Genomic DNA, 25734 nt, shown 5'->3' on the forward strand with positions numbered 1-25734 from the left:
TTTTTTTCATCTCATGAAATAATAGATAGTTATTATTCGTTATATGTAAATTTTTATGGAAGAATGGATAGAAATAAAGTGAAACTTTAATCAGTGGGAGGTTCATCCAACACTGATTATTAGCCCTCACCAATCGGGCATTTACTGCCCGCAAATAGCGGGATAAATTTTGGGGTCAAATAAAAAACCATTGAAATGAATATTTACTTTTGATGGACTACACGAATCGGGTTCTTACTGCCTGTTTGAGCGGGATAAAAGAAGGATAGCAAGATGAGAGGAGGTAGGCATGGGAATACTGAATAGAAGTTCAGTATGTTCTTTTTCGATACATAAAGAAATTTCCTGTGCTAATAAATGATGAAGCGAGCAAGAATTATTTATAATCCTACTTCTGGGCGTGAGCTATTTAAGAAGAGCTTACCAGAAGTATTACAAAAATTAGAACAAGCTGGCTATGAGACATCTTGTCATGCGACAACGGGTCCTGGAGACGCTACTGTGGCGGCGAGGCAAGCTGCGGATCGTAAGTTTGATGTTGTTATTGCGGCTGGTGGCGACGGTACGTTAAATGAAGTAGTAAACGGTTTAGTTGGGCATGAATTCCGTCCGAAATTTGGAATTATTCCAGTTGGAACGACAAATGACTTTGCACGTGCAATTGGTGTACCTCGTTCTATTGAAGAGGCAGCAGATATTATTTGCGAAGGAAAAACAGTGCCATTAGACCTTGGTAGAGCGAACGATACATATTTTATTAACATCGCTGGTGGCGGTCGTATTACAGAATTAACATACGAAGTACCGAGTAAGTTAAAGACAGTATTAGGGCAGCTTGCTTATTACCTAAAAGGTATCGAGATGTTACCATCATTGCATCCGACATATGTTGAAATTGAGTATGATGGAAAGTTACTACAAGAAGAAATTACGATGTTTTTAATTACGAATACTCGTTCAGTAGGTGGATTTGAAAAGGTAGCACCGTATGCATCTATTAACGATGGGTTATTTGACCTATTAGTACTGAAAAAAGGTTCTATCGCTGATTTAATTAAAGCAGCAACACAAGCACAACGTGGTGAACATATTAATAATCCAAAAGTGTTATATACACAAGCGAACCGCATTAAAGTACATTCACCAGATAAACTAATGATTAATTTAGATGGTGAGTATGGTGGAGATGCACCGATGGAATTCGAAAATATATATCATTGTTTAGAACTATTTGTTCCTGAACATCAAGAGGATGCCCTGTAAAGGCATCCTTTTTTACTTTGTTAAAATGAATTGTAAATTGGGAGTTAGTTTGATTTTTATGGTATTTTTACAATTCTTTTATTTTACATCCATATTTTATTGATACACTGGAGGAGATAAGAAACGAGAGGTAGGATGCTATGGAGAAGGTAAAAGCAATACTATTTGATAAAGATGGGACATTAATGGATTTTCATTCAATTTGGATAAAAGTAGCTGAAGAACTTGTAGCTGAATGTATAAGTTTATATCATTTACCAAGTACAATAGGGCAGACCTTATTAGAAGAGATTGGTGTAGAGGGAGCATTTGTTAATCCGAGGAGTGCAATAGCTGCTGGAACAAGCCTTGATGTAGCGAAGGGGCTTTGTAATTATATTGAGTCTGCTAGAGAAGAAGAGATGCATCAGTGGGTAAGTGAGAAGTTATTTTCCCTTATGTATGAGCATCGTTCGCATATGAAAATGACAGCGGATTTACCGAAAGTGTTACAGGCATTAAAAGATAAAGGATTTATATTAGGGGTTGTCACGGCGGATGATTTCGCACCAACAGAATTATTTTTAAAACAATATAAGTTGGAGAACTTTTTTGATTATATTATAGCCTCGGATACATTCCTTGCGCAAAAACCAGATAAAAAGATTATAGAAGTGTTTTGTGAGAAATTTAATTTAGAATCATGTGAGGTTGCGGTTGTTGGAGATACGCCAACTGATTTACATTTAGCTAAAAATGGCGATTGCTATGCAATTGGGGTGCTATCTGGTACGGGAGACCGTCCAACATTAGAACCACTTGCTGATTTAGTGTTAGATTCTGTTGGAGAGTTTATTTCTCAATCGGGTGAGTTTTTCTGGGAGAAAGAAAAGTCTAATGTGTAAGGAAAATAAGTCTATAAAGACTCTTAATGAGTCTTTATAGACTTATTTTTTATGCCTGGATACAAAGAATATAGGATAAATGCTAGAAAAGAAAGTTGGCATATATTTTGCAATAAGAAGAGAAAACAATGTAAAGAAAAGGATGGGGTACGCAATGAATACAAAAAAATTTGCTAAAGTAAATGAACAAATTCCAGGACCGAAAGCGGCATCTTTATTGGAACGCCGTCAAAATATAGTACCAAAAGGAGTAAGTAACGGCATCCCAACGTTTGTACAATCTGCAAATGGTGCTCTTGTAACAGATGTTGATGGCAATCAGTACATTGATTTTGCAGGAGCAATCGGGACAATTAACGTAGGGCATTGTCATCCAACGGTTAAAGAAGCGCTCCATAAACAAGTCGATCAATACATTCATACTGGATTTAACGTTATGATGTATGAGCCATATATTGAATTAGCAGAAAAGCTTGCGGCATTGGCACCAGGAAGTTTCGATAAGCAAGTCCTGTTTTTAAATAGTGGTGCAGAAGCAGTTGAGAACGCGGTGAAAATCGCTCGTAAATATACGAAGAGACCTGGTATTATCGCATTTTCTAAAGGTTTCCACGGGCGTACATTAATGACAATGACGATGACAAGTAAAGTGAAGCCATATAAATTTGGGTTTGGTCCCTTTGCTCCAGAAGTATATAAAGCGCCATTTCCATACGAATACCGTCGCCCAGAGGGATTAACGGAAGAGCAGTATGATGATTTTATTATTGAAGAGTTTAAGAACTTCTTCATATCGGAAGTAGCACCAGAAACAATTGCAGCTGTTGTAATGGAACCTGTTCAAGGGGAAGGTGGATTTATCGTCCCAAGTAAGAAATTTGTTCAAGAAGTACGCCGCATTTGTTCAGAGAACGGCATCTTATTTGTAGCGGATGAAATACAAACAGGCTTTAGTCGTACAGGAAAATATTTTGCAATTGATCACTATGATGTCGTTCCAGATTTAATTACAGTGTCTAAATCATTAGGTGCTGGTGTACCGATAAGTGGTGTCATTGGACGTAAAGAAATTATGAATGAGTCTGCACCAGGTGAACTTGGTGGAACGTATGCAGGAAGTCCATTAGGATGTGCGGCTGCATTAGCTGTTCTCGATGTAATAGAAAATGAGAAATTAAATGATAGAGCGATAGAATTAGGAAAAGTCGTAATGAACCGATTCGAAGAGATGAAAAATAAATATCATTGCATCGGTGATGTGCGTGGGTTAGGCGCAATGTGTGCATTTGAGGTCGTTCAAGATCGTAAGACGAAAGCACCTGACAAAACGTTAACGGCTAATCTATGTGCAGAAGCAAATAAGCGTGGGTTACTGTTATTATCAGCAGGGACATATGGAAATGTTATCCGTGTGTTAATGCCTTTAGTTATTACAGATGAGCAACTTGAAGAAGGTTTAACAATAATTGAAGAATCATTGCAAGCTTGTTATGAGCAAACAAACATCGCTCGCGTTTAAAAACTGAAGTATAAATAGCAAACATTCTGGTTGACTCTATATTAAATGCAGAAAATTCACTTTATAATAAAGGTAGTGAAGTGGATCGATGGATTTGAAGTTAGGGGTGGCTAGGATGGTTGCAGAAAAGGAACGAGTGTTAATGGATTTAAAAGATGTATTTGAATATGCGTTTGACGAAATTTTTGTTACAGATGAGCAAGGGATCGTTGTACGTGTAAATAGTACATGTGAAAGGCACTACCAACTAGCTGCAGAAGAGTTAGTTGGTAAGCATGTAAAAGAACTACAAAAGGATGGAATCTTTTATCCATCAGCGACATTAGAAGTGATTGAAAAAAAGAGGCCAATTGAACTCGTTCAAACTACAAAATCAGGAGAGTATTTACACGTTCGTACAAGGCCTGTTTTTGATGATGAGGGAAATTTAAGAAGAGTGATTAGTTATTCTCGCGACCTTACTGAACTCTATCAATTACGTCAAAAGGTAGAGGAAATGGATAATCAGCTAAAAACATATAAAAAAGAATTAAGAGAAACATATGAGCATGAAGGACTTATTTTTAAAAGTCTAGCTATGCAAAAAATAGTCGATACAATCAAAAAAGTATCTGTAGTGGATAGTACTGTTCTCGTTTTAGGCGAGACTGGAGTAGGAAAAAGTCGATTAGTACGCCATTTACATGAAGTGAGTCACCGTAAGCATGAAAGTTTCTATGAAATTAATTGTGCGGCATTACCAACTAATTTAATTGAATCGGAGCTTTTTGGATATTCAGGTGGATCTTTTACAGGTGCGAATCGTGAAGGGAAAAAGGGACTATTAGAATCCGCGCATAAAGGAACTCTTTTTTTAGATGAAATCGGTGAAATGCCGCTTGAAATTCAAGCGAAGCTTTTGCAAGTATTGCAAGAAAAAACATTTCGTCCTATAGGCGGAAGAGAATTAAAAAAAGTAGATGTTCGAATTGTGGCGGCAACAAATAGAGATTTAAGCGAGATGGTGAAACAAGGAACATTTCGGAAAGATTTATACTATCGTTTGAATGTCATTCCAATTGCAATTCCCCCGCTTAGGGAAAGAACAGAAGATATTTTGCCGCTTATTTATCATTACTTGCAGCACTTTAATAAAAAGTACGGACGTGATGTGAAACTAGCGCCGAGTACGTTACAAATGTTTGTTGGATATCCGTGGGAAGGGAACAATAGAGAAATAGAGAATGTAATTGAGAGAATTGTTATTACTGTTGATGATGTTGTAACGGTAGAGGATTTGCCACTCTCTATGCAAGAGGCTGCAGTTGAACAATCGGGGCAAAGCCTTTATAAAATGCTGGAAGAGGTAGAGAGAAATATAATTCTTAAAGCGTATAAAACGTATGGATCAAGTTATAAAGTGGCTGAGTTTTTGCAAATTAGTCAATCTGCTGCTACTAGAAAAATTAAGAAGTTCATAGAGGAGGAAGAAAACATTGGATAAAAAGGCGACTTTCGTAAGTATAGATAAAAAGGCGATGTATATAAATGGTGAGTGGATTACACTACAAGAACAAATTGAAGTAAATAATCCTGCGACGAAGGAAATATTTGCAACTGTACCAAAAGGCGGAGTAACAGAGGCAAAGCAAGCTGTTGATGCTGCACATGAAGCTTTTAAAACGTGGTCTAAGTTAACGGCAGCAGATCGTGCAACGAAGTTAAAAAAGTGGTTCATGCTTATTGATGAAAATAAAGAAGAGATCGCAGCGATTATGACGAAGGAACAAGGGAAGCCGTTTGCAGAAGCGCTTGGTGAAGTAAATTATGCAAACAGTTTTGTTGAATGGTATGCAGAAGAGGGGAAACGCGTATATGGTGAAATGATTCCTGCTGCTCATCCGAATAAGCGCATTTTAGTTATGAAGCAACCAGTTGGCGTTATGGCCGCTATTACACCTTGGAACTTCCCAGCTGCTATGATTACGAGAAAGGTAGCCCCAGCGCTTGCAGCAGGCTGTACAGCCGTTGTGAAACCGGCAAGTCAAACGCCATTAACTGCATTGAAATTAGCTGAATTAGCCCATGAAGCAGATATTCCAAAGGGCGTAATCAATATCGTAACAGGTAGTGCAAAAGCAATTGCTGATACATGGATGGAAGATGGTCGCGTTCGAAAAGTGTCCTTTACAGGGTCAACGGAAATCGGGAAAGAGTTAATGGCTAGTGCGGCGCAAACGATGAAAAAAGTTTCGCTTGAGTTAGGGGGACACGCTCCGTTTATCGTAATGAATGATGCAGATTTAGATAAAGCAGTAGAAGCGGTGATTGGTTCGAAATTCCGTAATGCAGGACAAACGTGTATATGTACAAACCGAGTATTCGTTCAAGAAGAAGTATACGAAGTATTTGTAGAGAAGTTCCAAAAGGCAGTAGGGCAATTGAAAGTAGGAGACGGTTTCGGTGACGGAACGACTGTCGGGCCACTTATTGATGAGAATGCAGTTTCAAAAGTACAAGAACATATTGAAGATGCTATTCAAAAAGGTGGAACAGTTTTATATGGTGGTCAAAAGGTCGCAGAGTTAGAGGGACATTTCATTCAACCGACTGTAATTGGGTTGGCAAATGATACGATGCTTTGTATGAATGAAGAAACATTTGGGCCAGTGGCACCAGTTGCGAAATTTAAAACAGTTGATGAAGTAATCGAACGTGCAAACAATACACCATACGGTTTAGCTGCGTATATTTTCACGAAAGACATTAGCCAAGCATTCCAAATTAGTGAAGCGTTAGAGTACGGTATTATCGGTCTAAACGATGGTCTTCCATCAGTTGCACAAGCACCATTTGGTGGATTTAAAGAAAGTGGTATCGGTCGTGAAGGAGGCCATTTCGGCATCGAGGAATATTTAGAAATTAAATATATTTCATTGGGACTATAAGTAGTATACTAGAATCTCTATAAGGTAACAGAGAAGGAGATTCTAGTATGGTATATTGGCTATTATTACTTGTTACAATTATTTTTGAAGTAGCTGGAACAATTGCGATGAAACTATCAAATGGTTTAACAAAGCTCGTTCCAAGTGTACTGATTTTCGTGTTTTATGGGATTTGTTTCAGCGTGTTTGCCATCGTTGTGAAAAAGATTCATTTAAGTATTGCTTATGCTATTTGGTCTGGCGTTGGAACATTACTTATTACAATCATTAGTGTGTACTTTTTTAAAGAGCATATTAGTTTATTTCAAGCATTTTGTATTCTTTTTATTGTTTTGGGTGTCATTGGGCTTAAGGTTTCATCGGCATCATGAAAGCTATCTTTTGTAGAAGATAGCTTTTTTCTATTTGTGCAGTTAGCAATTAATACGACAAAATATGACAAGAAAGAGTAAAGCGTTTTGTTATGATACATATGAAATATTGTCTTATGTGGAGGAAAGAGTATGTTAAAAAAGGTAAGTCAAATTGTTTTAATTTTTGGCATAGCTTTTAGTTTAAGTGCTTGCACTGAGACTAAAGATAGTAATGAAAGTAAACAAGAAGATGTTCAAGATAAAGTGTATAAAATAGGGGAGACAGTAGACGTAGATGGTTTGCAAGTAACTATCGATTCAGTTAAATTAGGATATCCGGATTATGATGAGAATAAAAAGAAAGAGGAGATTTTGGGGATTATTTTCAAAGTAGAAAATAATAGTAAAAAGGAAATACCTTTTGCATTTTATGAATTTGAGATTACCGATAAGAAAGGTACAAGATTTAAAGAATATAATAACCCTGATAGCTTTATTAGTAAAAAGTTAGCACCAGATGAAAAAATTCAAGATATCATGCTATTTGACGTAGCGAAAGAAAATACGTATATCGCTACGTATAGACCGGAGTTTACGCATGAAAATAGAACGATAAAATTTGAATTGAAACCAAATAAATAAAGAAACACATTGGATTATCCAATGTGTTTCTTTATGGTAATAAATTTAAAACGCCCAGTTACCTTTACGGAAGATAGGCTCATGTCTGCCATCAGCAGTAATACCGTCAATATCAAGCTCAGCTGATCCAATCATGAAGTCGTTGTGTGTGATACTAGCGTTTGCGCCGTTTTCAGCAAGTTCTTCTTTAGACATTGTTTTTCCGCCAACTAAGTTAAATGCATAAGCATTTCCGATTGCAAGGTGGCAAGATGCATTTTCGTCAAATAGTGTATTGTAGAATAAAACATTTGTATTTGAAATTGGTGAGTCATGAGGTACTAAAGCTACTTCTCCTAAGAAGTGAGAACCTTCATCTGTTTCTACTAAATGTTTTAAAGCTTCTTCACCAGCTTCAGCTTTATAGTCTACGATACGCCCGTTTTCAAATGTTAACGTGAAATTATCGATAATATTACCTGCAAATACTAACGGTTTTGTACTAGAAACTTGGCCGTTTACACCTGTTTTAAGTGGCATTGTAAATACTTCTTCAGTTGGAATATTAGCCATAAATGGTACGTTCTTTTCATTTAAGCTACCAGCACCAGCCCATACATGTTTTTCTGGAAGTTCGATTGTTAAATCTGTTCCAGGACCTGTATAGTGAAGAGCTTTATAATGCTTTTCGTTTAAGTAATCCACTTTTGTATGTAATGTTTCATCATGTTCTTTCCATGCTTCTACAGGATTTTCTAAATCAGCACGAGTAGCTTTGAAAATAGCATCCCATAACTTTGCTTCTTGTTCTTCTGGCGCTACGTCAGGGAATACTTTCGCAGCCCATTCTTTCGTAGGAACAGAAATGACACACCAACTTACTTTATCTGCTTGTACGTAATCACGGTATACTTTCATTGCTTCTCCAGCTACTTTATGAGCTGTTGCAATACGCGATGCTTCTACACCTTTTAATAAATCAGGGTTTTCTGCATAGATAGACATAAATGCAGCGCCTTCTTTTGCTAATTCTTCACGAGCATGTGCTTTCCAAGATGGAAATTCAGCGAAAGCTTCTTCAGGAGCTAGATCGAACTTTAAGCGTGTTAACGTCTCATCATTCCAATCTACATATACGTGTTTTGCACCAGATTTATATGCTTTTTCTGTAACGAGGCGTACAAATTGTACAGCTTCAAGAGGTGCACTAATTGATAAAGTTTGTCCAGGTTGAATATTAACACCAACATTAACTGCAAGAGCAGCATATTTCTCTAACGTTTGTTCAAATGACATATGTATAATCTCCTTTAATTTGAAAGATTTCTTACTATATATAATACAAGAAAATTCTAAAAATATATATAAATATAAAGTAAAAAGAGAGCTCAAAATGTATTGAGCCCTTATATTTACTTAATTGAAGAAGCAAACTGCTCTACAGTCGTTGTATGGTGTATACGAACGCGCTTCATCTTTAACAATTCATCAGGTTCACCCTTCGTAATGAATTGCCCAGGCTTTGTCGTCGTCGCAAATTGATAATACTTCTTCGTTTCTGTAACAACCTTATCATCTACATGACCGAATGGATAAGCAATCGCGATAACAGGCTTACCTGTTATTTTTTCTAGTTTTTCTTTTGAACCTTTTAACTCTTCCTCATAGTTTGTAATTTTCGGTAAGTCTGCATGTGTTGCAGTATGAGATTGCACCGAGAAAATGCCGGAATCAACCATTTCTTTTATTTCAGAAGTAGACAATGCTCCTTCTACATCAACGTTATCAACAATCATATATTCTGTTGCTGCCGGTTTAAAAGTATCATCTTTTAGCTTTTGTAAAACGCGAAATGCATTCATATTATTTTTCATACCATCATCAAATGTAACGAAAATCGGCTTATTTACTTTATTTATATCACCCCAGCGTTCAAACGTTAAAAGCGTATAACCATTGTCTTTTAAATGTTTCATTTGTGCTTCAAAGTTAGCTGGTGATACGAATAAGTCTTTAATACCTTGACCATGATAATCATCGATTGCGTGATACATAAGAACAGGAACCTTTTGTTCGAAAGTAATAGTAGATTTCGTAAGCGGGATTGTTTTCCCATCTTCTTTCATTCCTGTTGCTTCAATTTGGAACTCACCGCGTTTTCCTTCAAATTCTTTTATGTCAAAAGGAATTGTAAATTGTTTCTCCTTTTCTTTAGAAGAAAAAGATTTAGCACGTTCCTTTCCATCAGCTGTGCGCCAAATTTTATATTGTACTTCATTTAAAGAATCTTTTAAGTCTGTAATATGAATACTTGTGTTTGTAGATTCGTGTGTGATGGGAGTATAAGAAATTTTACCTTGTTCTTGTAGAGCCTCTTTTTGTATAGCTACTTCTTGAACCTTTTTCTCTTTTTTAGGTTCTTGGCTTACATTGCTAGTATTGCAGCCTGCTAGAATGGCAGACGTACATAAAGCAATTGCTGCGTATTTTCTCATAAAAATCACCTTCTATTGTGTAGTATGTTGCATATTGACATTAAAATCCCCACCGCTATAAGAGTGGTGGGGATTTACCCTTGTTCATCATATCATTTGAAGAAAATGAGGGGAATATGATTTTTAGGAGGCTATTAAGGTAATAGATTAGTGACTTTGAATAGATGTATTTTTTTGTTTCTTATTAGAATTAATAATAATATAACCGACTACAAAGATAAGAGGAATAATGAAGACATAGATAGGCATTCCCCATACATAATAGCTTTTCAGCGTTAAGACTAGTAAATGTAAGAAATCGAAAATTGCGTGGGCTTTCATAATATCCTCCAATGGTTTTTTTTGAAAATTATAACATTTTTAACTTGTTATTTGTATAATTTGGAAAGTGATTTAAGCTAATTTTAAAGTAAGAAGAATACATATTAATATGCAATTTTGCATAAGGATATGTATTTTATTAAAATATAAAGATTTTATACTATAATGAAAACCGCTATAAAACTAAGTAAGAATAATGTATGGAGTGGAGAATAGAAATGAAATATAAAAAAATAATATATATCTTTTTCATATCGCTATTTATAGTTGGTTGTCAAAGTGAAGTGAGTAAAGCGAATAGCGTGGAAGAGTATATTCCATCGCATCTTATGAATGCGGAAGTGACGGCGGATATTATGACAATAGAATTTCCTTATGAGATAAAAGAGAAATTAGAGAAAATCGGAAATAAAATGAGCAATAGTATTACAAATAATTTAGATTGGTATTTGAAGTATGCCGAAGAAGAAATTATACCGAAAAAAACGTTTCCTTATCATCAAAACTTAGGTATTACAAAAGAAGAATATGATTTTATGATAGATAAAATGGATAATGCAGAATATATAAATACCAAAGACGGAAAACTCTTTTTTAAAAAGAAAGATCATGAAATTCAAATTCTCTCTGATGAAAATTTGAAGCTAATTAAAAATATTCGAATTGATACAGAGAAGAATACAATTAAAACTCCTTTGGGAGAATGCGAATATGAAGGTGAAATAAAGGCGTCGGATGAACAAAAAGCTACTGGTCCATGGAGTGGGAAGATGTGGACTTTAAAAAGCGATGGATTACTTTATCATTTTTCATTAGGAAAGTTAAAAAATATAAACAAATCTATCATTTACATTTCAATAAAAGGTATATATAAAGATAGGATTATCAATACAGAAGAAGCAGTTGAATTTCACTCGGTTTCATAAAGAATCAAAAAAAACACCTTACTTGTTAAAGTAAGGTGTTTTTTTATTAAATAAACAATCCAGCGATTGTCGCAGATAAAATAGAAGCAAGTGTTGATGCAAATAGCATTTTCCAACCAAATTTAGAAACAACGCTTCCTTGCTTTTCAGAAAGGGCACGGATTGTACCAACGATTGCACCAATTTGGCTAATACTTGCGAAGCTAATTAAGAATACTGTAACGATTCCAACTGTACGTGGAGCTAATGTTGTAGCTGTGTCTTTTAAATCAAGGATTGCTACAAACTCATTTAAAACAATCTTCGTACCCATAATACCACCAGCTGGGATAATATCTTGAGTTGGAATACCCATTAAGAATGCGAATGGAGAAAGTACGTAACCGAAGATTTGTTGTAAAGTAACAGCATGTCCCATTGCGCCTGAAGCTGCACTAATTACGTAGTTTACAACTTCCATCACACCGATAAAGGCGATCATTAATGCGGCAACGATACCAGCTACTTTTAAACCATCAAGCGCACCGTTAATCATTGCGCCGATAAAGCTGTCCCCGAATAGAGTTCTATCAAATTTCTGAATCACTTCATCTTCTTTCTTCGTATCAACTGGTGTTAATAACGAACAAACGATTAAGCTTGAGAATAAGTTTAGCGGAAGAGCTGCCAGTACGTATTTTGCATCTAACATCATTACGTATGATGCTGTAACAGAAGCAGAAACGGAGCTCATCGCAGAACAACAAATGATAAACATACGGTTTTTATTGAAATGCTGTAAATCGTTTTTAATAACGATTAACGCTTCACTTGAACCGAAGAATACAGAGTTTACTGCGTGGAATGACTCAACACGTGGTAAACCAGTAATTTTTGAAATAGCACCGCCGACAACGCGAACGATGAATGGTAAAACACCTAAATAACTAAAGATTGAAAGTAGTGCTGAGAAAAATACGATAATTAATAATACGTTTAAGAAAAAGACAAAATCTCTGTGAATTCCATTAAAGAGAAAATCGACACCTGTCGTACCAAGTTTAATTAGTTTGTTGAAAACTTTACTAATGAAAATAATGATTTGTTGACCAATCTTTGTAGCAAACATAAACCAACCGATTAAAATTTGGAAACCAATCATAATTGCAATTGCACGGAAGTTGATTTTACTTTTGTTGTTTGACAAAGCAAAACATAAACCTAACACGGCAATAATACCGATAATGCTCATTACATATTGCATGTAGTTGCCCCTTTCAGAAGTTCGTATAAAGTTTGTACATAAAACGCTCGTTATATTACTAAAAATAAAGGAATGAGGTTTTATGTCATACGTAAGATGTCTGACCTTTTAGAAAAATAAAAATAAAAAAGACCCATATGGATTCACTTTCATCTATGAGAGAAAGCTAATCAATATGAGTCCTTTTTTGCGCATAGGCTAATATTCATTAGTTTTCCCCATAGTCCAGCAATTTAAGGTTGCCGGGTAGAAACTCTCGATCCATATTATCAAGTATATATGAGGTAACATCGTCCGTATTAAATTAGTAGTAGCGTAACATTAACAGAGAAGTATCGTCAATAGCTTTTTTTCTTCCAATAGAAAAAGACCATATAAGTATGATAAAATGTAACGCAGTGTTATGAAAAAGAGAGGTCGGAAAATGAGTACTAAAATGACGCCACCAGTTGAGAAAAACGAGTTTATAGATGTAGTATTTGAAGATTTAACACATGATGGTGCCGGTGTTGCGAAAGTAAAGGGCTATCCTATTTTCGTTAAAAACGGATTACCAGGTGAAGAAGCGCAAATTAAAATTATTAAAGTGAAGAAAAACTTCGCATTTGGTCGTTTAATGAAGCTTCATACAGAAAGTCCATATCGTAAAGATGCTGAATGCCCAGTATATAATCAGTGCGGCGGTTGTCAGCTTCAGCACTTAACTTATGAAGGACAATTACAAGCGAAAGAAAAACAAGTACGTGACGTTATGCAGCGTATCGGAGGACTAGCTGATGTTCCTGTTCATCCTGTACTTGGCATGAAGAATCCGTGGGTATACCGTAATAAAGCACAAGTACCAATCGGAGAACGTGAAGGCGGACTTGTAGCTGGTTTTTATCGCCAAGGAACGCATGACATCATTAATATGGAATCATGCTTAATTCAGGCAGAAGAAAACGATACATTAATCCAAGAAGTAAAACGTATTTGTGAAAAGCACGGTATCACTGCGTACAACGAAGAGCGTAACAAAGGAACACTTCGTCACGTAATGGCTCGTTACGGACAAGTAACAGGAGAAATTATGCTTGTCTTCATTACGCGTACAGCAGAATTGCCGAACAAAAAAGCAATTATTGAAGAAATTGCAGCGAAATTCCCAGAAGTAAAATCAATTGTTCAAAACGTAAATACGAAGCGTACGAATGTAATTTTCGGAGACAAAACGACAGTACTGTACGGATCAGAATACATTTATGACTTTATCGGTGACATTAAATTTGCGATTTCAGCACGTTCATTCTATCAAGTAAACCCAGAGCAAACGAAAGTGCTTTACGATAAAACGTTAGAATACGCAAAATTAAATGGTAACGAAACAGTAATCGATGCCTATTGCGGAATCGGATCAATCTCGTTATTCCTAGCGCAAAAAGCGAAAAAAGTGTACGGCGTTGAAATCGTCCCAGAAGCAATCGAAGACGCAAACCGAAACGCAGCACTAAACAACATGACAAACGCTGAATTTGGCGTAGGAGAAGCAGAAGTAGTCATTCCAAAATGGTACAAAGAAGGCGTAATCGCCGACACAATGGTCGTAGACCCACCGCGTAAAGGCTGTGACGAAGCATTACTAAATACAATCATCGACATGAAGCCAAACCGCGTCGTATACGTATCGTGTAACCCAGCAACATTAGCACGTGATTTAAAAGTACTAGAAGAAGGCGGATATAAAACACAGGAAGTACAGCCTGTTGATATGTTCCCGCATACGACGCATGTGGAGTGTGTGGCTTGGCTTAAGTTGGTATAATAGGAAAGCAGTTGATATAGGGGAAATCTATACCACCTGCTTTTTGGTTTACAAAAATACCATTCATAAGCGATTTTAGTTAAAATAAATATTGCTGATTTTCACAAATTATAAATTGAGATTTTGAAATTGTATTCATAGTGAGAGGATTTGAATTTGAAATGATAGATAATTTTTGGCGTGAATTACCACGACCATTTTTCGTACTTGCACCAATGGAAGATGTGACAGACGTTGTTTTCCGTCACGTAGTAAGTGAAGCAGGTCGTCCGGACGTATTCTTCACAGAGTTTACAAACTCGGATAGCTATTGTCATCCAGAAGGTATGAAAAGTGTACGTGGCCGTTTAATTTTTACAGAAGACGAACAGCCGATGGTGGCACATATTTGGGGAGACAATCCCGAATACTTCCGTCAAATGAGTATTGGTATGGCAGAACTAGGATTTAAAGGCATCGATATTAACATGGGTTGCCCAGTACCGAACGTTGCATCAAGAGGAAAAGGTAGTGGCCTTATTCTACGTCCAGACGTTGCGGCAGAACTTATCCAAGCAGCAAAAGCGGGCGGACTACCTGTCAGCGTAAAAACACGACTTGGCTTTAAAGAGTTAAGCGAGTGGGAAGATTGGTTAACGCACATTTTCAAACAAGATATTGCAAACCTTTCTATTCACTTACGTACAAGAGAAGAAATGAGCCAAGTAGATGCGCATTGGGAACTAATTCCGGAAATTAAAAAATTACGTGACCGTATCGCACCAAATACGTTAATAACAATCAATGGAGACATCCTTGATCGTAAAATGGGGCTGGAACTTGCTGAAAAATACGGCATTGATGGCGTAATGATCGGACGAGGCATCTTCAAAAATCCATTTGCTTTTGAAAAAGAGCCAAGAGAGCATAGCAGTAAAGAGCACCTAGATCTTTTAAGACTACAACTTGATCTTCAAGATCAATATGCAGAAGTACTGCCACGCTCAATCACAGGGCTTCACCGCTTCTTCAAAATTTATGTAAAAGGCTTCCCTGGAGCTGCTGAATTGAGAAATCAATTGATGAGTACGAAATCGACTGATGAGGTGCGTGCTTTGTTGGATAAGTTTGAGGATAGTGTTGGTGTGGCTCAGGATAGTGAGACGGTTTAACTTTTAAGCAGTTAAATCATTTCATATGTAGTGCATGACATGAGTGAGTTGAAAATAAGCGTAGAGCTGGAAAAGAACAGTGTATTTGAGAAATCAAAACACTGTTTTTTTTCTTTTAGTTAATGTTAAGAGAGAAATCTTTTTATAGGCATATAAAAAACATGTAAGAGCGCTGTAGATACAATGATAGAGAAAAGTTCGGGTAAGACTATAAAACATATCTTTAAAATGTTAAAGTATTAATTTAGCGGACAATAACTAAAAGGTTAGATTAAACATGATAATTTAAAGTAGGTTATAGCATAAACTTTAACCGCTGAATAAATAATCAACATTTCAGGAGGAAACCCAATGGCAATGAGCAACAACGATATATTAAAAAGAGTACGATACGCTTTAGATATAAAAGATATAGATATGGTAGAAATCTTTAAACTAGGCGGGATGGAAGTAACGAAAGAAGACGTAGTTGATATGCTTACAAAAATAAAGAGAGCTCCTCAGCATGAAGCTGAAAATGATGAGGTAGCTGAAGATGAGTACGTAAAAACATGCGATATGATGATGTTAGAGGCATTTTTAAATGGATTTATTACTTTAAAAAGAGGAAAGCAAGATCCGAAACCAGGGCAGCCTGCACCTGTACAGAGCAAGGAGAGTGCCAATAACCTTCTTCTAAAGAAAATGAAAATCGCACTATCTTTAACGAGTGAGGATGTACTTGATATATTAGATAGCGTAGGCGTTACGGTAACAAAAGGAGAGTTAGGCGCTCTATTAAGAAAGAAAGGCCATAAAAATTACAAAGAGTGTGGCGATAGATACGCAAGGAATTTCATTAAGGGATTAGGTGTAAAGTATAGAGGATAATGAGTTCGTTAAAGCAGTAAATGATATAATAGGTAGAGTAGGACGTTCGTATCCTACTCTTTTTTATTTGTAAAAATACTATGCTAGGTGATGAAATGGTACATACATATTTAGGTGAGACAATTAATTTTCATATAACTTATAAGAAGAAAAAGTCCGTGCGTCTTTTTGTGGATTCGTATGGAAATGTGGAAGTACAGGCTCCGAAAGGAACACCTGTTGAATACTTAGTCCAGTTGCTAGAGGAGAAGTGGGATTGGATTCAGACAACACGTAAGGAAATGGCGGAGCGAGCGCATGGACCACAGGAAAAGGATTATGATCAAGGAGAGGGCTTTTTGTATTTAGGGAATACGTATCCGATACAGATTTCCCAAGATGCAAGCATTGAGCAAGACAATGCGATTTTTGAAGGGGATAAGTTACATATTTATGTGAAAGAGCTTAAGGATGAGAAAATACAACAAGCTTTAAAACGATTTTACTATAAGCAGTGTAAATCTTTAGTAGAGAAGAGTATTAAAGCGCATCAAAGTAATTTCAAAACAAAACCACGTTCTATTCGTATTACAGATAGTAGTCGTACTTGGGGTACTTGCGATTCTAATTTACAACTAACATTCAATTGGAAGCTAGCAATGGCACCACAGCGAGTAATTGACTATGTAGTTGTTCATGAAATGTGTCATATGGTTCATTTAAATCATGATCGATCTTTTTGGCGTCTTGTCGGGAAGATAATGCCTGATTATAAAGAAATGGAGAATTGGTTAGCGTTATCTAGTTGGAAGATGACGGTTTAGGAAGGGATATCGATTTTTGTCTGTAAATCGATATTTCTTGTCGAATCGTTGATATATTGTGAGTTTTGATAGATATATTTTAAAAATCGTTGATATAATTTCATTTACCACAGGATTGTTCAACAAATCGAAAAGAGAAGAGGTCACAGCAGACATCTCCTCTTTTCGAGTATATAGATTATCGCCCAAACTTCACAATGAAAGTATCTGCTGTTTTCTCCATCTCATACCCACGATACCCCTCCGAAAGCAAAGCCTGCTGTCGACTAGCATCACTCATTAGAATACTTTGAATATCCGTCCAATCGCTTTCTTTATCTCCGCGCAATTTCTTCACAAAAACATACCGCAGACTACCACCATACTTCTCCTTTAGCGCAGCAATCGCCATCCCTTGCGCAAACTTATCCTTCAAACTCGGGATGTTAAAAGGAGCAACGGTGCAGCATACATAATCATATTTGCTATCTTCTTTTTGCAATTCGTCCATGATGACGTTTGCTAATATTTTTTGCATACCATTTCCTCGGCAGTTCGGATGAACGTTTGAGATTTCTTGATAGATGACGCGGTGCAGTTCACTTTCTGATAGACCAATATCAAGCCCTAAATGTTCATCGTCGATAGGAGGGACGAGTAGAGCGCGAAATGCGATGAGTTCGTTTTCGATAAAAGCACCGATCATCATGCCGTTTCCTTCTAGAATGTATTGAAATTCTTCTTGTGAGAGTGGTTGTAAACGACTTTTATCTTCTAGTGCTTCAACTACAATGTTTTGTAGTGATAAAATTTGTTCGATGTGCTCTAGTGATAGTAATGTAACGTGAAATGATTCGTTATTTTGTTTTAATGTTCCTTCGTATAGAACCGTCATATGATAGTCCTCCTTTAGCGTACAACGTCTTGAAAGACGGTTAGTTCTTGTAATGTATCTTCGTTTATTTCAATGCCGAGTCCGGGCTTTTCGTTTAAGCGAATGAATGGTACGTCGTAATGTAAGTTTCCGATGTCTTTTGTGAATTTTAATGGCCCTGTTAGCTCTACGCTCGTAATGATTTTTTTTGAGAAAGCGACATGGAATCCTGCGGAAGAGGCAACAGATGATTCGACCATTGATCCCACTTGGCATTCAATGCCTGCCATTTCTGCTTGATGAGCGAGCTTTACAGCTGGATATATGCCGCCGCATTTCATTAGTTTTATATTTACTTTATCAGCAGCTTCTAATTTAATAATTTGGCGCATTTCACGAGAACTTTTTAATCCTTCATCAATCATAAGCGGGAGGTCTGTTTTAGAACGAATATGAGCCATGGCATCAATATCGTCCGCGATAACAGGTTGTTCAATCCAGTCAATGTTTAAATGTCCTAATGAACGTAGTGCTGTTAATGTGTTTGCGCTATTTTTCCAGCCTTGGTTTACATCAACGCGAATAGCGATGTCATTTCCTACACGTTCTCGTACAGCTTCAATACGTTTCACATCTTCTTTTACATTTGTACCAACTTTCATTTTGAAAGATTGGTAACCTTTTTGAATCATAGAAGCAGCTTCTTCAGCCATGTTTTCTGGATCGGCAATACTTAAAACATGAGTGACAGGGAATTCTTCATGGTAGCGCCCGCCAATTAATTGATATACAGGTTGATTTAGTTTTTTGCCCATTATATCAAAACAAGCAATATCAATTGCGGCTTTCGCTGTTGGAACACCGTAAATTGTATTGTCCATCATGTCGTGTATTTTTTCGATATTCATTGGATTTTGCCCGATTAGAGCAGGGGTTAGCGTATGTTTTAAAGTATAGAAAGTACTTTCCCATGATTCACCTGTGACGTGATCATCAGCAACGCCTTCACCGTAACCGATAATACCTTCATCTGTTTCCATTTTGACGATAATAGAGGGCATATCAGAATAAGAGCCATAACTAATAACAAACGGATTGCGAAGCGGTAAACGAATTGCGTAAAGATGAATAGCTGTAATTTTCATTGAATAGAAACCCCTTCCTGTTTACAATAGTTTTATACATTTGATATAGTTGACGTTAAATAGTCGTTAATTAATGATAAGGAGTTAGAGAAAATGATGATAAAAATTGCAGTTGTCGGTTCAAAGGAGTTTATGGAGAACCTTTTTCCTATTGCTCAAAAATTAGAAGGAATAGAAATTGATCCATATATTTACCTTCATCCGGCGGAATCTTCTGAACTATTAAAGTGTTTAAAGCCTTGTGATGTCATCTTTTTCTCAGGTGCTTTACCTTATTATATGGCAAAAGAAATAAGAGAACAATTACGAATTCCAAGTACATACTTACAGCAAGACGAGACAACTGTCGCATCTTCAATTCTTTCTATCATGTATCATCAAAGTATTCAACCACATAACATTTCCATCGATTTAGTAGACCGCTCGTTTATTACAAATGTGTTCCATGATATCGGTATAAAAGAAAGCCCGCAAGTGTTGGATTATGAAAATATGCTGTGGAGTAAAGATGAGATAAATAGAGTTATCGATTTTCATGTAGCTAAATATCAATCTGGAGAGGCTCATTTAGCTTTAACTAGTATTCACGCTGTTTACGACGAGCTTCAAAAAATAGGTGTTCCTTCAGAGCGTATGATTGATCCAACACAATCCATTATACATGGGCTAAAAGATGCAAAAATAAAAGCTGAGTTAGCAAAAAGCTATTCAGCTACTGTTGGTGCTTGTATTATTTCTTCCTTAGAATTACGAACGAGTTTGCTTGAAAAACTAGATGTCATTTCAAAAGAACTACGTGGTTCATTTAAACAAGTGGATGAAATGACATGCATTTTGTATACAACTCGTGGTGATATCGAATCAATTATTAAAACAAATGCGATAGATAACTTGTTTGCGAGCGTAGAAGGAACGATAGCTATTGGATTTGGTTATGGGAAAACCGTGAAAGAAGCGGAGCAAAATGCAAAAATCGCTCAAAGTTTTGCAAAGAACAATCCAATAGATCGTTGTTTTTATATACTAACAAGTGATAAAGATTTGTTTGGTCCGTTCCCGAAAGAACAGAGAGTACAAAGTTTGAAAAATGATAATCCGGAACTAATGAAAATAGCGAAGGAAACAAAGCTTAGTCCGGCCAACTTGTCAAAAATCATTCAATTTAGTCAATCGCACCCGTCATTGAAGTTTACAGCAGCTGATCTTTCTGAGTACTTACAAGTGACTCGAAGATCGACAGAAAGGTTGTTAAAGAAATTAGTTGATTACGGGTATGCTCATATTTGCGGCGAGGAAATGCCCTATCTACAAGGGCGACCTCGCGCACTATATGAACTGAATTTACCGCTATTTTTAAGCTTCTAGTTGAGCTTTTTGTTTCTTTAGTAGTTCTGCTTTTTCAATGTCTGATAGTTTTACAATTGTGAAGCCTGTTATACCATAAATGATTGAGATAATAGGTACGATGAAATTCAAAATAGCATAAGGGGCATATTCAAATGCACCTACGCCAAGTGTAGCGAGAATAAATACACCGCACGTATTCCAAGGAACGAAGACAGAAGTTAATGTTCCGCCATCTTCTAATGCTCTGGATAAGTTTTTTGAATGTAGTCCTTTTTCTGTGTATGCATTTGCGTACATTCTTGAAGGGACAACAATTGAAATATATTGTTCAGAGCAAGTAAGGTTTGTTGCAAAACAAGATGCGATAGTAGAAGCGATAAGCCCTTTTGCTGATTTCGCTAACTTTAAAATTTGATTTACAATTGAGCGAAGAATACCTGTATGTTCTAATACTCCTCCGAAAGTCATAGCGACAATTGTCATCGAGACTGTATTCATCATCGAATCTAAGCCACCGCGGTTAAATAGTTCGTCTACTAGCTTGTTTCCAGTGTCTATAACAAATCCAGCTTGGAGTGCACCGACAGATGCTGAGACAGAACCACCTTGAATAAAGACTTGTGATAAAAATCCTAAAATAATACCGACGAGAATCGCTGGTATAGCAGGGACCTTTTTAGCGACCAATACCATAACGACTACGGGTATAATTAGTAGGAAAGGTGAGATAACAAAGTTTTGTTGCAATACTTGTAACGTTTGATCGATACTCTTCGCATCAATATTGTTAGCGCCGAAGCTTCTTCCTAAGACCGCGTAGACGATAAGAGTAATAATTAAACCTGGAACTGTAGTAAATAACATGTGACGAATGTGTGCGAATAAATCTGTATTTGTTAATCCTGCGGCTAAGTTAGTGGTATCTGAAAGCGGTGACATTTTATCGCCAAAATAAGAGCCTGAAATAATGGCACCAGCAACCATTGGAGCTGGGATTCCCATACTTAGGCCAATTCCCATTCCAGCAACACCAATTGTTCCCATTGTAGACCAAGAGCTACCAATTGCTAATGCAACGATAGAACAAATGACGGTAATGGAAACTAAAAATAGTGATGGAGTTAAAAGTTTTAAACCGTAATAAATCATCGTTGCGACGATTCCACCGCCAATCCAAGCACCAATTGTTAAGCCAACAAGAATAATAATGACGATAGCAGGTAATGCAAGACGAATCCCTTTATACATTGCTTCTTCAAGATCATTCCATTTGTAACCATAACGCCAAGCGACAATAGAAGCAACGGTTGTACCAATAATAAGTGGAACGTGAGGAGTTTGTTTTAATACAACAATTGTAACCATCATAACTGCAACGGTAATGATAATAGGGATAATCGCTATTCCAAAAGGTATTTCTTTTTTCATAAGGTTCCTCCTTGTTACGTATGTTTGTTTGTATTTTTAGAATTGTCGTAAAATAGACGTTTATTAGGTTATGATAACTAAAAGTTTATGTAAGCGTCAACATAAAAAACAGAAAATAAGGAATGTTCTAGTTGTTTGTTTAGTTTGTAATATAAGTGCAGAGTAAGCTTTTTAAGTATTTAAAAATAAATAATTGACTTTTTTCTTAAAATTCAATATGTTCATAAAAACATCTGTTTTTCATAAGTATAATTAACCCGAATCGTTTGTAATGTGGGAAGGAGACTGGAACGTTGAAAACATTAGAACTACAAGAGCGCTTAACGGAGATTTTTCAGCATTTACACGAAAACCCTGAAGTAAGTTGGAAAGAATATGAAACGACAGCGTATATTACTGACTTTTTAAAAGAAGAAGGAATTTCATATAGAACATTTGATGATTGTCCAGGTGTAATTGCTGAGATTGGAGGCGGGAATCCAGTTATTGCGATTCGTGCTGATATGGATGCACTTTGGCAAGAAGTAAATGGAGAATTTAAAGCGAACCATTCATGTGGCCATGATGCTCATATGACCATTGTAATGGGACTTATTTTACAATTGAAAAATATGAGATGGAAAAGTGGTACGGTTAGATTTATTTTTCAGCCGGCAGAAGAGAAGGGGAATGGTGCTTTGAAGATGGTGGAGAAAGGTGCTGTAGATGATGCTGATTTCTTATTTGGCGTCCATCTAAGACCAATTGAAGAACTATCTTTGAAACAAGCAGCCCCATCTATTCGCCATGGAGCAGCAGGATTTTTAGAGGGTATGATTCATGGGGAGGATGCACACGGGGCAAGACCACACCAAGGTGTGAATGCAATTGATGTCATTTCCATGATTAATATCGGTTTGAAAAATATTTGGCTGCCACCGCAAAGTTCCTATTCAGTAAAAATGACGAGATGCCAAGCAGGTGGTGATAATTTAAATATCATTCCGGGAAATGGTCATTTCAGTTTAGATGTAAGAGCTGAGAGTAATATACTATTAGAAGAATTAAAGAAAAAGATTGAGCATGTAATAGAATCAGCTGCATCGATGGGGTCGAAAACTTCATACGAATGGATGGATCTTGCACCAGGAGCAGAGGTTTCCGAAGAAGCAGAGCGCTTTATGCGTAAAGGTATTCTCGAAGTGTATGGGGAAGAGAGATGCACAGGGCCTCTCTATACGACAGGAAGCGATGATTTCCATTACTATACAGTGAAAAGACCACATTTAAAAGCTGTCATGCTTGGACTAGGAGCAGACCTACAACCTGGATTACACCATCCGTATATGAGGTTTGATCATAGTTGTATTATGGATGGGGTAGAAATATTGAAACAAACTGTATTGAAAGTGTTAGAAGACAGGGGCTAGAGAGCTCCTGTTTTTTTGTCGTGAATTGTCGGCAAATCGATATATTTGAAAAACCGTTGATATATTTGAAGTTATGATAGATATATTGAGAAAATCGTTGATATAATTTCACGTACCTATTAATTTGATGAAAAATGAGCCTCCAGTACATGGTGTATAATAATAAGTACCATTTTTTAATAGGAGAAAACGAATGAACGAACAATATTACGATGCAGTTTTACATATAAAAACAGTCGGTGAGCAAAAAGGGTTTAACAAGTCTATGCATTATCATCGCTATGAACCGACACCGTATAGCGGGTTAGATGAGTTATTGAATCAATATGAAATACGAAGTAGCGACCGAATTGTAGACTTTGGGTGCGGAAAAGGGCGATTAAACTTTTATATGCATCATAAATGTGGTGCTTCAGCAGTTGGAATTGAAATGAATGAAGAGTTTTATAAAGAAGCGATGGATAATCGAGATCGTTATGCACGAAAGGCACGAAACAGTAAGGGGAAAATTCAATTCCAATGTTGTTTAGCGCAGGAATATGAGATTGATCCACATGATAATAGGTTTTATTTCTTTAATCCGTTTTCTGTGCAAGTGTTTATGAATGTAGTAAATAACATTTTGCTTTCAGTAGAAAACACGGGGAGAGAAGTGGATATTATTTTATATTATCCTTCTGAGGACTATATTTTCTTCTTAGAAAATCAGACTGCGTTTGAGCTGAAGAAAGAAGTTAGATTGCCAGGTGCTTATGAGAAGAATGGGAATGAGAGGTTTTTAGTTTATACATTAGGGTAATAAAAAAACAGGTGCCAAGGCACCTGTTTTTTTTATTAGTTACGGATTAAGTAATCAAATGCACCTAAAGCTGCGTTTGCACCTGAACCCATAGAGATGATGATTTGTTTGTACGGATTATTTGTACAGTCACCTGCAGCAAACACTCCTGGTACGTTTGTAGCGCCGTGCTTGTCTGTTACGATTTCACCGCGAACGCGTTCAACTGTTTCGCCTAACCAGTCTGTGTTTGGCACAAGACCGATTTGTACGAATACACCTTGTAATTCAACGTGATGAACTTCTTCAGTTTCACGATCGATGTAAGAAATACCGTTTACTTTATCAGTACCAGTGATTTCTTTCGTTTGAACGTTTTTCAGAACAGTTACGTTTGGTAAGCTGTTAAGACGCTCTTGTAATACAGCATCAGCTTTTAATTCTGGCATGAATTCAAGAACAGTTACGTGCTTAACGATACCTGCTAAGTCGATAGCTGCTTCAATACCAGAGTTACCTCCGCCGATAACTGCTACGTCTTTTCCAGTGAATAATGGACCGTCACAGTGTGGGCAATATGCTACACCTTTATTTTTGAACTCAGCTTCACCTGGTACGCCAACATTACGCCAGCGAGCACCTGTAGAAACGATTACGCTCTTACTTTTCAGAATAGCGCCGTTTTCAAGTTCCACTTCAATAAGTTCTTTTTTCTCTAAACGTTTCGCACGTTGTAGATTCATTACATCGATGTCGTATTCTTTTACGTGCTCTTCAAGGCTTGCTACTAGCTTAGGACCTTCAGTCTTTTTCACGCTGATGAAGTTCTCAATGCCCATAGTATCCATTACTTGACCACCGAAGCGCTCAGCAACGATACCAGTGCGGATGCCTTTACGTGCTGCGTAAATTGCTGCACTTGCACCAGCAGGGCCGCCACCAACAACAAGAACATCGTATGGATCTTTATCAGAAAGCTCTGATGCATCTGGACCGTTACCCATTTTAGCTAAAATTTCTTCAAGTGTCATACGACCGCTTCCGAAAGATTCGCCGTTTAGGTAAACAGTTGGTACTGCCATAATGTCTTTGCTTTCTACTTCCTCTTTGAATGCAGCGCCATCAATCATAGTATGTGTAATACCAGGGTTAAGAACGCTCATTACGTTAAGAGCTTGTACAACATCAGGACAGTTATGACAACTTAGGCTGATATAAGATTCAAAATGATATTCGCCTTGAATGTTTTTAATTTGATCGATTAATTTTTGTTCAACTTTTGGAGCGCGTCCACTTACTTGTAGTAAAGCTAACACTAATGATGTAAATTCGTGTCCTAATGGAATACCAGCGAATACGACACCAGTGTTTTCACCAGGGCGGTTTACGCTAAAGCTTGGTGTTCTCTCTAATTCAACTTTTTCTACTGTAATCTTAGATGACATAGTAGCTAATTCGTCTACTAGAGCTAACATATCTTTAGATACGTTATCGTCTCCTGCGCTTACTTTAAGTAAAATATCGTTCTCCATTAATTGAAGGTATTGGGATAGTTGTGTTTTTATATCTGCATCTAGTATCATTTTGATCGAACTCC

At 36.8% G+C, this 25734-nt stretch carries 23 protein-coding genes and 1 riboswitch; of the genes, 15 read left to right on the forward strand and 8 right to left on the reverse strand.

Translation table 11 applies throughout. From position 1 onward, the window contains the following. Window positions 1-357 precede the first annotated feature (357 nt). The 7 genes from M1D73_RS01875 (at window position 358) to M1D73_RS01905 (ending at window position 7588) form a co-directional block, all read left to right on the forward strand. On the forward strand, window positions 358-1263 hold the full coding sequence (locus tag M1D73_RS01875) for a diacylglycerol kinase (protein WP_000977679.1): 906 nt from the start codon (window positions 358-360) through the stop codon (window positions 1261-1263). A gap of 140 nt (window positions 1264-1403) precedes the next feature. Continuing rightward, window positions 1404-2147: an HAD family hydrolase gene (locus M1D73_RS01880; protein ID WP_047792104.1), complete on the forward strand. Its 744-nt coding sequence runs from the start codon at window positions 1404-1406 to the stop codon at window positions 2145-2147. Window positions 2148-2301: 154 nt separating this feature from the next. Further along, on the forward strand, window positions 2302-3666 hold the full coding sequence (gene gabT, locus M1D73_RS01885; RefSeq protein WP_001093019.1) for a 4-aminobutyrate--2-oxoglutarate transaminase: 1365 nt from the start codon (window positions 2302-2304) through the stop codon (window positions 3664-3666). Between the two features lie 115 nt (window positions 3667-3781). Continuing rightward, complete coding sequence (locus M1D73_RS01890; protein ID WP_000225136.1) at window positions 3782-5149, forward strand: sigma-54 interaction domain-containing protein; 1368 nt, start codon at window positions 3782-3784, stop codon at window positions 5147-5149. Then, entirely contained in the window at window positions 5142-6593 is a 1452-nt protein-coding gene (gene gabD / locus M1D73_RS01895; protein WP_000358124.1) for an NADP-dependent succinate-semialdehyde dehydrogenase, read from the forward strand. The genes M1D73_RS01890 and gabD overlap by 8 nt, the downstream gene beginning before the upstream one ends. A 47-nt stretch (window positions 6594-6640) precedes the next feature. Beyond that, complete coding sequence (locus tag M1D73_RS01900) at window positions 6641-6964, forward strand: DMT family transporter (RefSeq protein WP_000263262.1); 324 nt, start codon at window positions 6641-6643, stop codon at window positions 6962-6964. A gap of 132 nt (window positions 6965-7096) precedes the next feature. Beyond that, window positions 7097-7588, forward strand: coding sequence for a DUF4352 domain-containing protein (locus tag M1D73_RS01905; protein ID WP_000915109.1), 492 nt, complete (start codon window positions 7097-7099; stop codon window positions 7586-7588). Window positions 7589-7633: 45 nt separating this feature from the next. On the opposite strand, the gene M1D73_RS01910 is transcribed toward M1D73_RS01905, so the two are convergent. The 3 genes from M1D73_RS01910 to M1D73_RS01920 form a co-directional block, all read right to left on the reverse strand. After that, the gene (locus M1D73_RS01910; protein WP_000007349.1) at window positions 7634-8863 is read right to left on the reverse strand and encodes an aminopeptidase; all 1230 of its coding nucleotides are present in this window, start codon (window positions 8861-8863) and stop codon (window positions 7634-7636) included. A 116-nt stretch (window positions 8864-8979) separates the two neighbouring features. Beyond that, window positions 8980-10062, reverse strand: a complete 1083-nt coding sequence (locus M1D73_RS01915) for a polysaccharide deacetylase family protein (protein ID WP_001233731.1) — start codon at window positions 10060-10062, stop codon at window positions 8980-8982. Between the two features lie 147 nt (window positions 10063-10209). Continuing rightward, complete coding sequence (locus tag M1D73_RS01920) at window positions 10210-10383, reverse strand: hypothetical protein (protein ID WP_000643592.1); 174 nt, start codon at window positions 10381-10383, stop codon at window positions 10210-10212. 218 nt (window positions 10384-10601) lie between these two features. Here M1D73_RS01920 and M1D73_RS01925 point away from each other — a divergent pair, with 218 nt between their 5' ends. After that, entirely contained in the window at window positions 10602-11309 is a 708-nt protein-coding gene (locus tag M1D73_RS01925) for a hypothetical protein (RefSeq protein ID WP_000875591.1), read from the forward strand. A 46-nt stretch (window positions 11310-11355) separates the two neighbouring features. On the opposite strand, the gene M1D73_RS01930 is transcribed toward M1D73_RS01925, so the two are convergent. After that, entirely contained in the window at window positions 11356-12552 is a 1197-nt protein-coding gene (locus M1D73_RS01930; RefSeq protein WP_001200484.1) for a NupC/NupG family nucleoside CNT transporter, read from the reverse strand. A 201-nt stretch (window positions 12553-12753) separates the two neighbouring features. Beyond that, a riboswitch (purine riboswitch) is annotated at window positions 12754-12855 on the reverse strand. A 121-nt stretch (window positions 12856-12976) separates the two neighbouring features. On the opposite strand from M1D73_RS01930, the gene rlmD reads away from it, so the two are divergent. The 4 genes from rlmD (at window position 12977) to M1D73_RS01950 (ending at window position 17177) form a co-directional block, all read left to right on the forward strand. Further along, the gene (rlmD, locus tag M1D73_RS01935) at window positions 12977-14353 is read left to right on the forward strand and encodes a 23S rRNA (uracil(1939)-C(5))-methyltransferase RlmD (protein WP_000105019.1); all 1377 of its coding nucleotides are present in this window, start codon (window positions 12977-12979) and stop codon (window positions 14351-14353) included. A gap of 161 nt (window positions 14354-14514) precedes the next feature. After that, entirely contained in the window at window positions 14515-15504 is a 990-nt protein-coding gene (locus tag M1D73_RS01940) for a tRNA dihydrouridine synthase (RefSeq protein WP_000566708.1), read from the forward strand. 351 nt (window positions 15505-15855) lie between these two features. Then, on the forward strand, window positions 15856-16374 hold the full coding sequence (locus M1D73_RS01945; RefSeq protein ID WP_001251702.1) for a YehS family protein: 519 nt from the start codon (window positions 15856-15858) through the stop codon (window positions 16372-16374). 95 nt (window positions 16375-16469) lie between these two features. Beyond that, the gene (locus tag M1D73_RS01950) at window positions 16470-17177 is read left to right on the forward strand and encodes a M48 family metallopeptidase (RefSeq protein WP_000233754.1); all 708 of its coding nucleotides are present in this window, start codon (window positions 16470-16472) and stop codon (window positions 17175-17177) included. A gap of 178 nt (window positions 17178-17355) precedes the next feature. Here M1D73_RS01950 and M1D73_RS01955 read toward each other — a convergent pair whose 3' ends face one another. Together M1D73_RS01955 and M1D73_RS01960 are read right to left on the reverse strand one after the other, a co-directional pair. Continuing rightward, window positions 17356-18051 carry a hypothetical protein gene (locus M1D73_RS01955; protein ID WP_000217555.1) on the reverse strand — a complete coding sequence of 232 codons (696 nt, stop codon included), beginning with the start codon at window positions 18049-18051 and terminating at the stop codon, window positions 17356-17358. A 14-nt stretch (window positions 18052-18065) separates the two neighbouring features. Continuing rightward, window positions 18066-19175, reverse strand: a complete 1110-nt coding sequence (locus M1D73_RS01960; RefSeq protein ID WP_000704497.1) for a mandelate racemase/muconate lactonizing enzyme family protein — start codon at window positions 19173-19175, stop codon at window positions 18066-18068. 93 nt (window positions 19176-19268) lie between these two features. On the opposite strand from M1D73_RS01960, the gene M1D73_RS01965 reads away from it, so the two are divergent. Then, the gene (locus M1D73_RS01965; RefSeq protein WP_000972810.1) at window positions 19269-20540 is read left to right on the forward strand and encodes a hypothetical protein; all 1272 of its coding nucleotides are present in this window, start codon (window positions 19269-19271) and stop codon (window positions 20538-20540) included. Here M1D73_RS01965 and nhaC read toward each other — a convergent pair. Next, a complete protein-coding gene (nhaC, locus tag M1D73_RS01970) occupies window positions 20529-21950 on the reverse strand; it encodes a Na+/H+ antiporter NhaC (RefSeq protein ID WP_000711525.1) in 1422 nt (473 codons plus the stop codon). The two genes, M1D73_RS01965 and nhaC, sit on opposite strands and share 12 nt — an antisense overlap. Before the next feature lie 293 nt (window positions 21951-22243). On the opposite strand from nhaC, the gene M1D73_RS01975 reads away from it, so the two are divergent. Then, the gene (locus M1D73_RS01975) at window positions 22244-23359 is read left to right on the forward strand and encodes a M20 peptidase aminoacylase family protein (RefSeq protein ID WP_000853516.1); all 1116 of its coding nucleotides are present in this window, start codon (window positions 22244-22246) and stop codon (window positions 23357-23359) included. A gap of 193 nt (window positions 23360-23552) precedes the next feature. After that, the gene (locus M1D73_RS01980; RefSeq protein ID WP_001005628.1) at window positions 23553-24158 is read left to right on the forward strand and encodes an SAM-dependent methyltransferase; all 606 of its coding nucleotides are present in this window, start codon (window positions 23553-23555) and stop codon (window positions 24156-24158) included. Window positions 24159-24193: 35 nt separating this feature from the next. On the opposite strand, the gene ahpF is transcribed toward M1D73_RS01980, so the two are convergent. Continuing rightward, complete coding sequence (gene ahpF, locus M1D73_RS01985) at window positions 24194-25720, reverse strand: alkyl hydroperoxide reductase subunit F (protein WP_000599508.1); 1527 nt, start codon at window positions 25718-25720, stop codon at window positions 24194-24196. Window positions 25721-25734: the final 14 nt, after the last annotated feature.

The sequence above is a fragment of the Bacillus sp. PK3-067 genome (assembly GCF_056738645.1).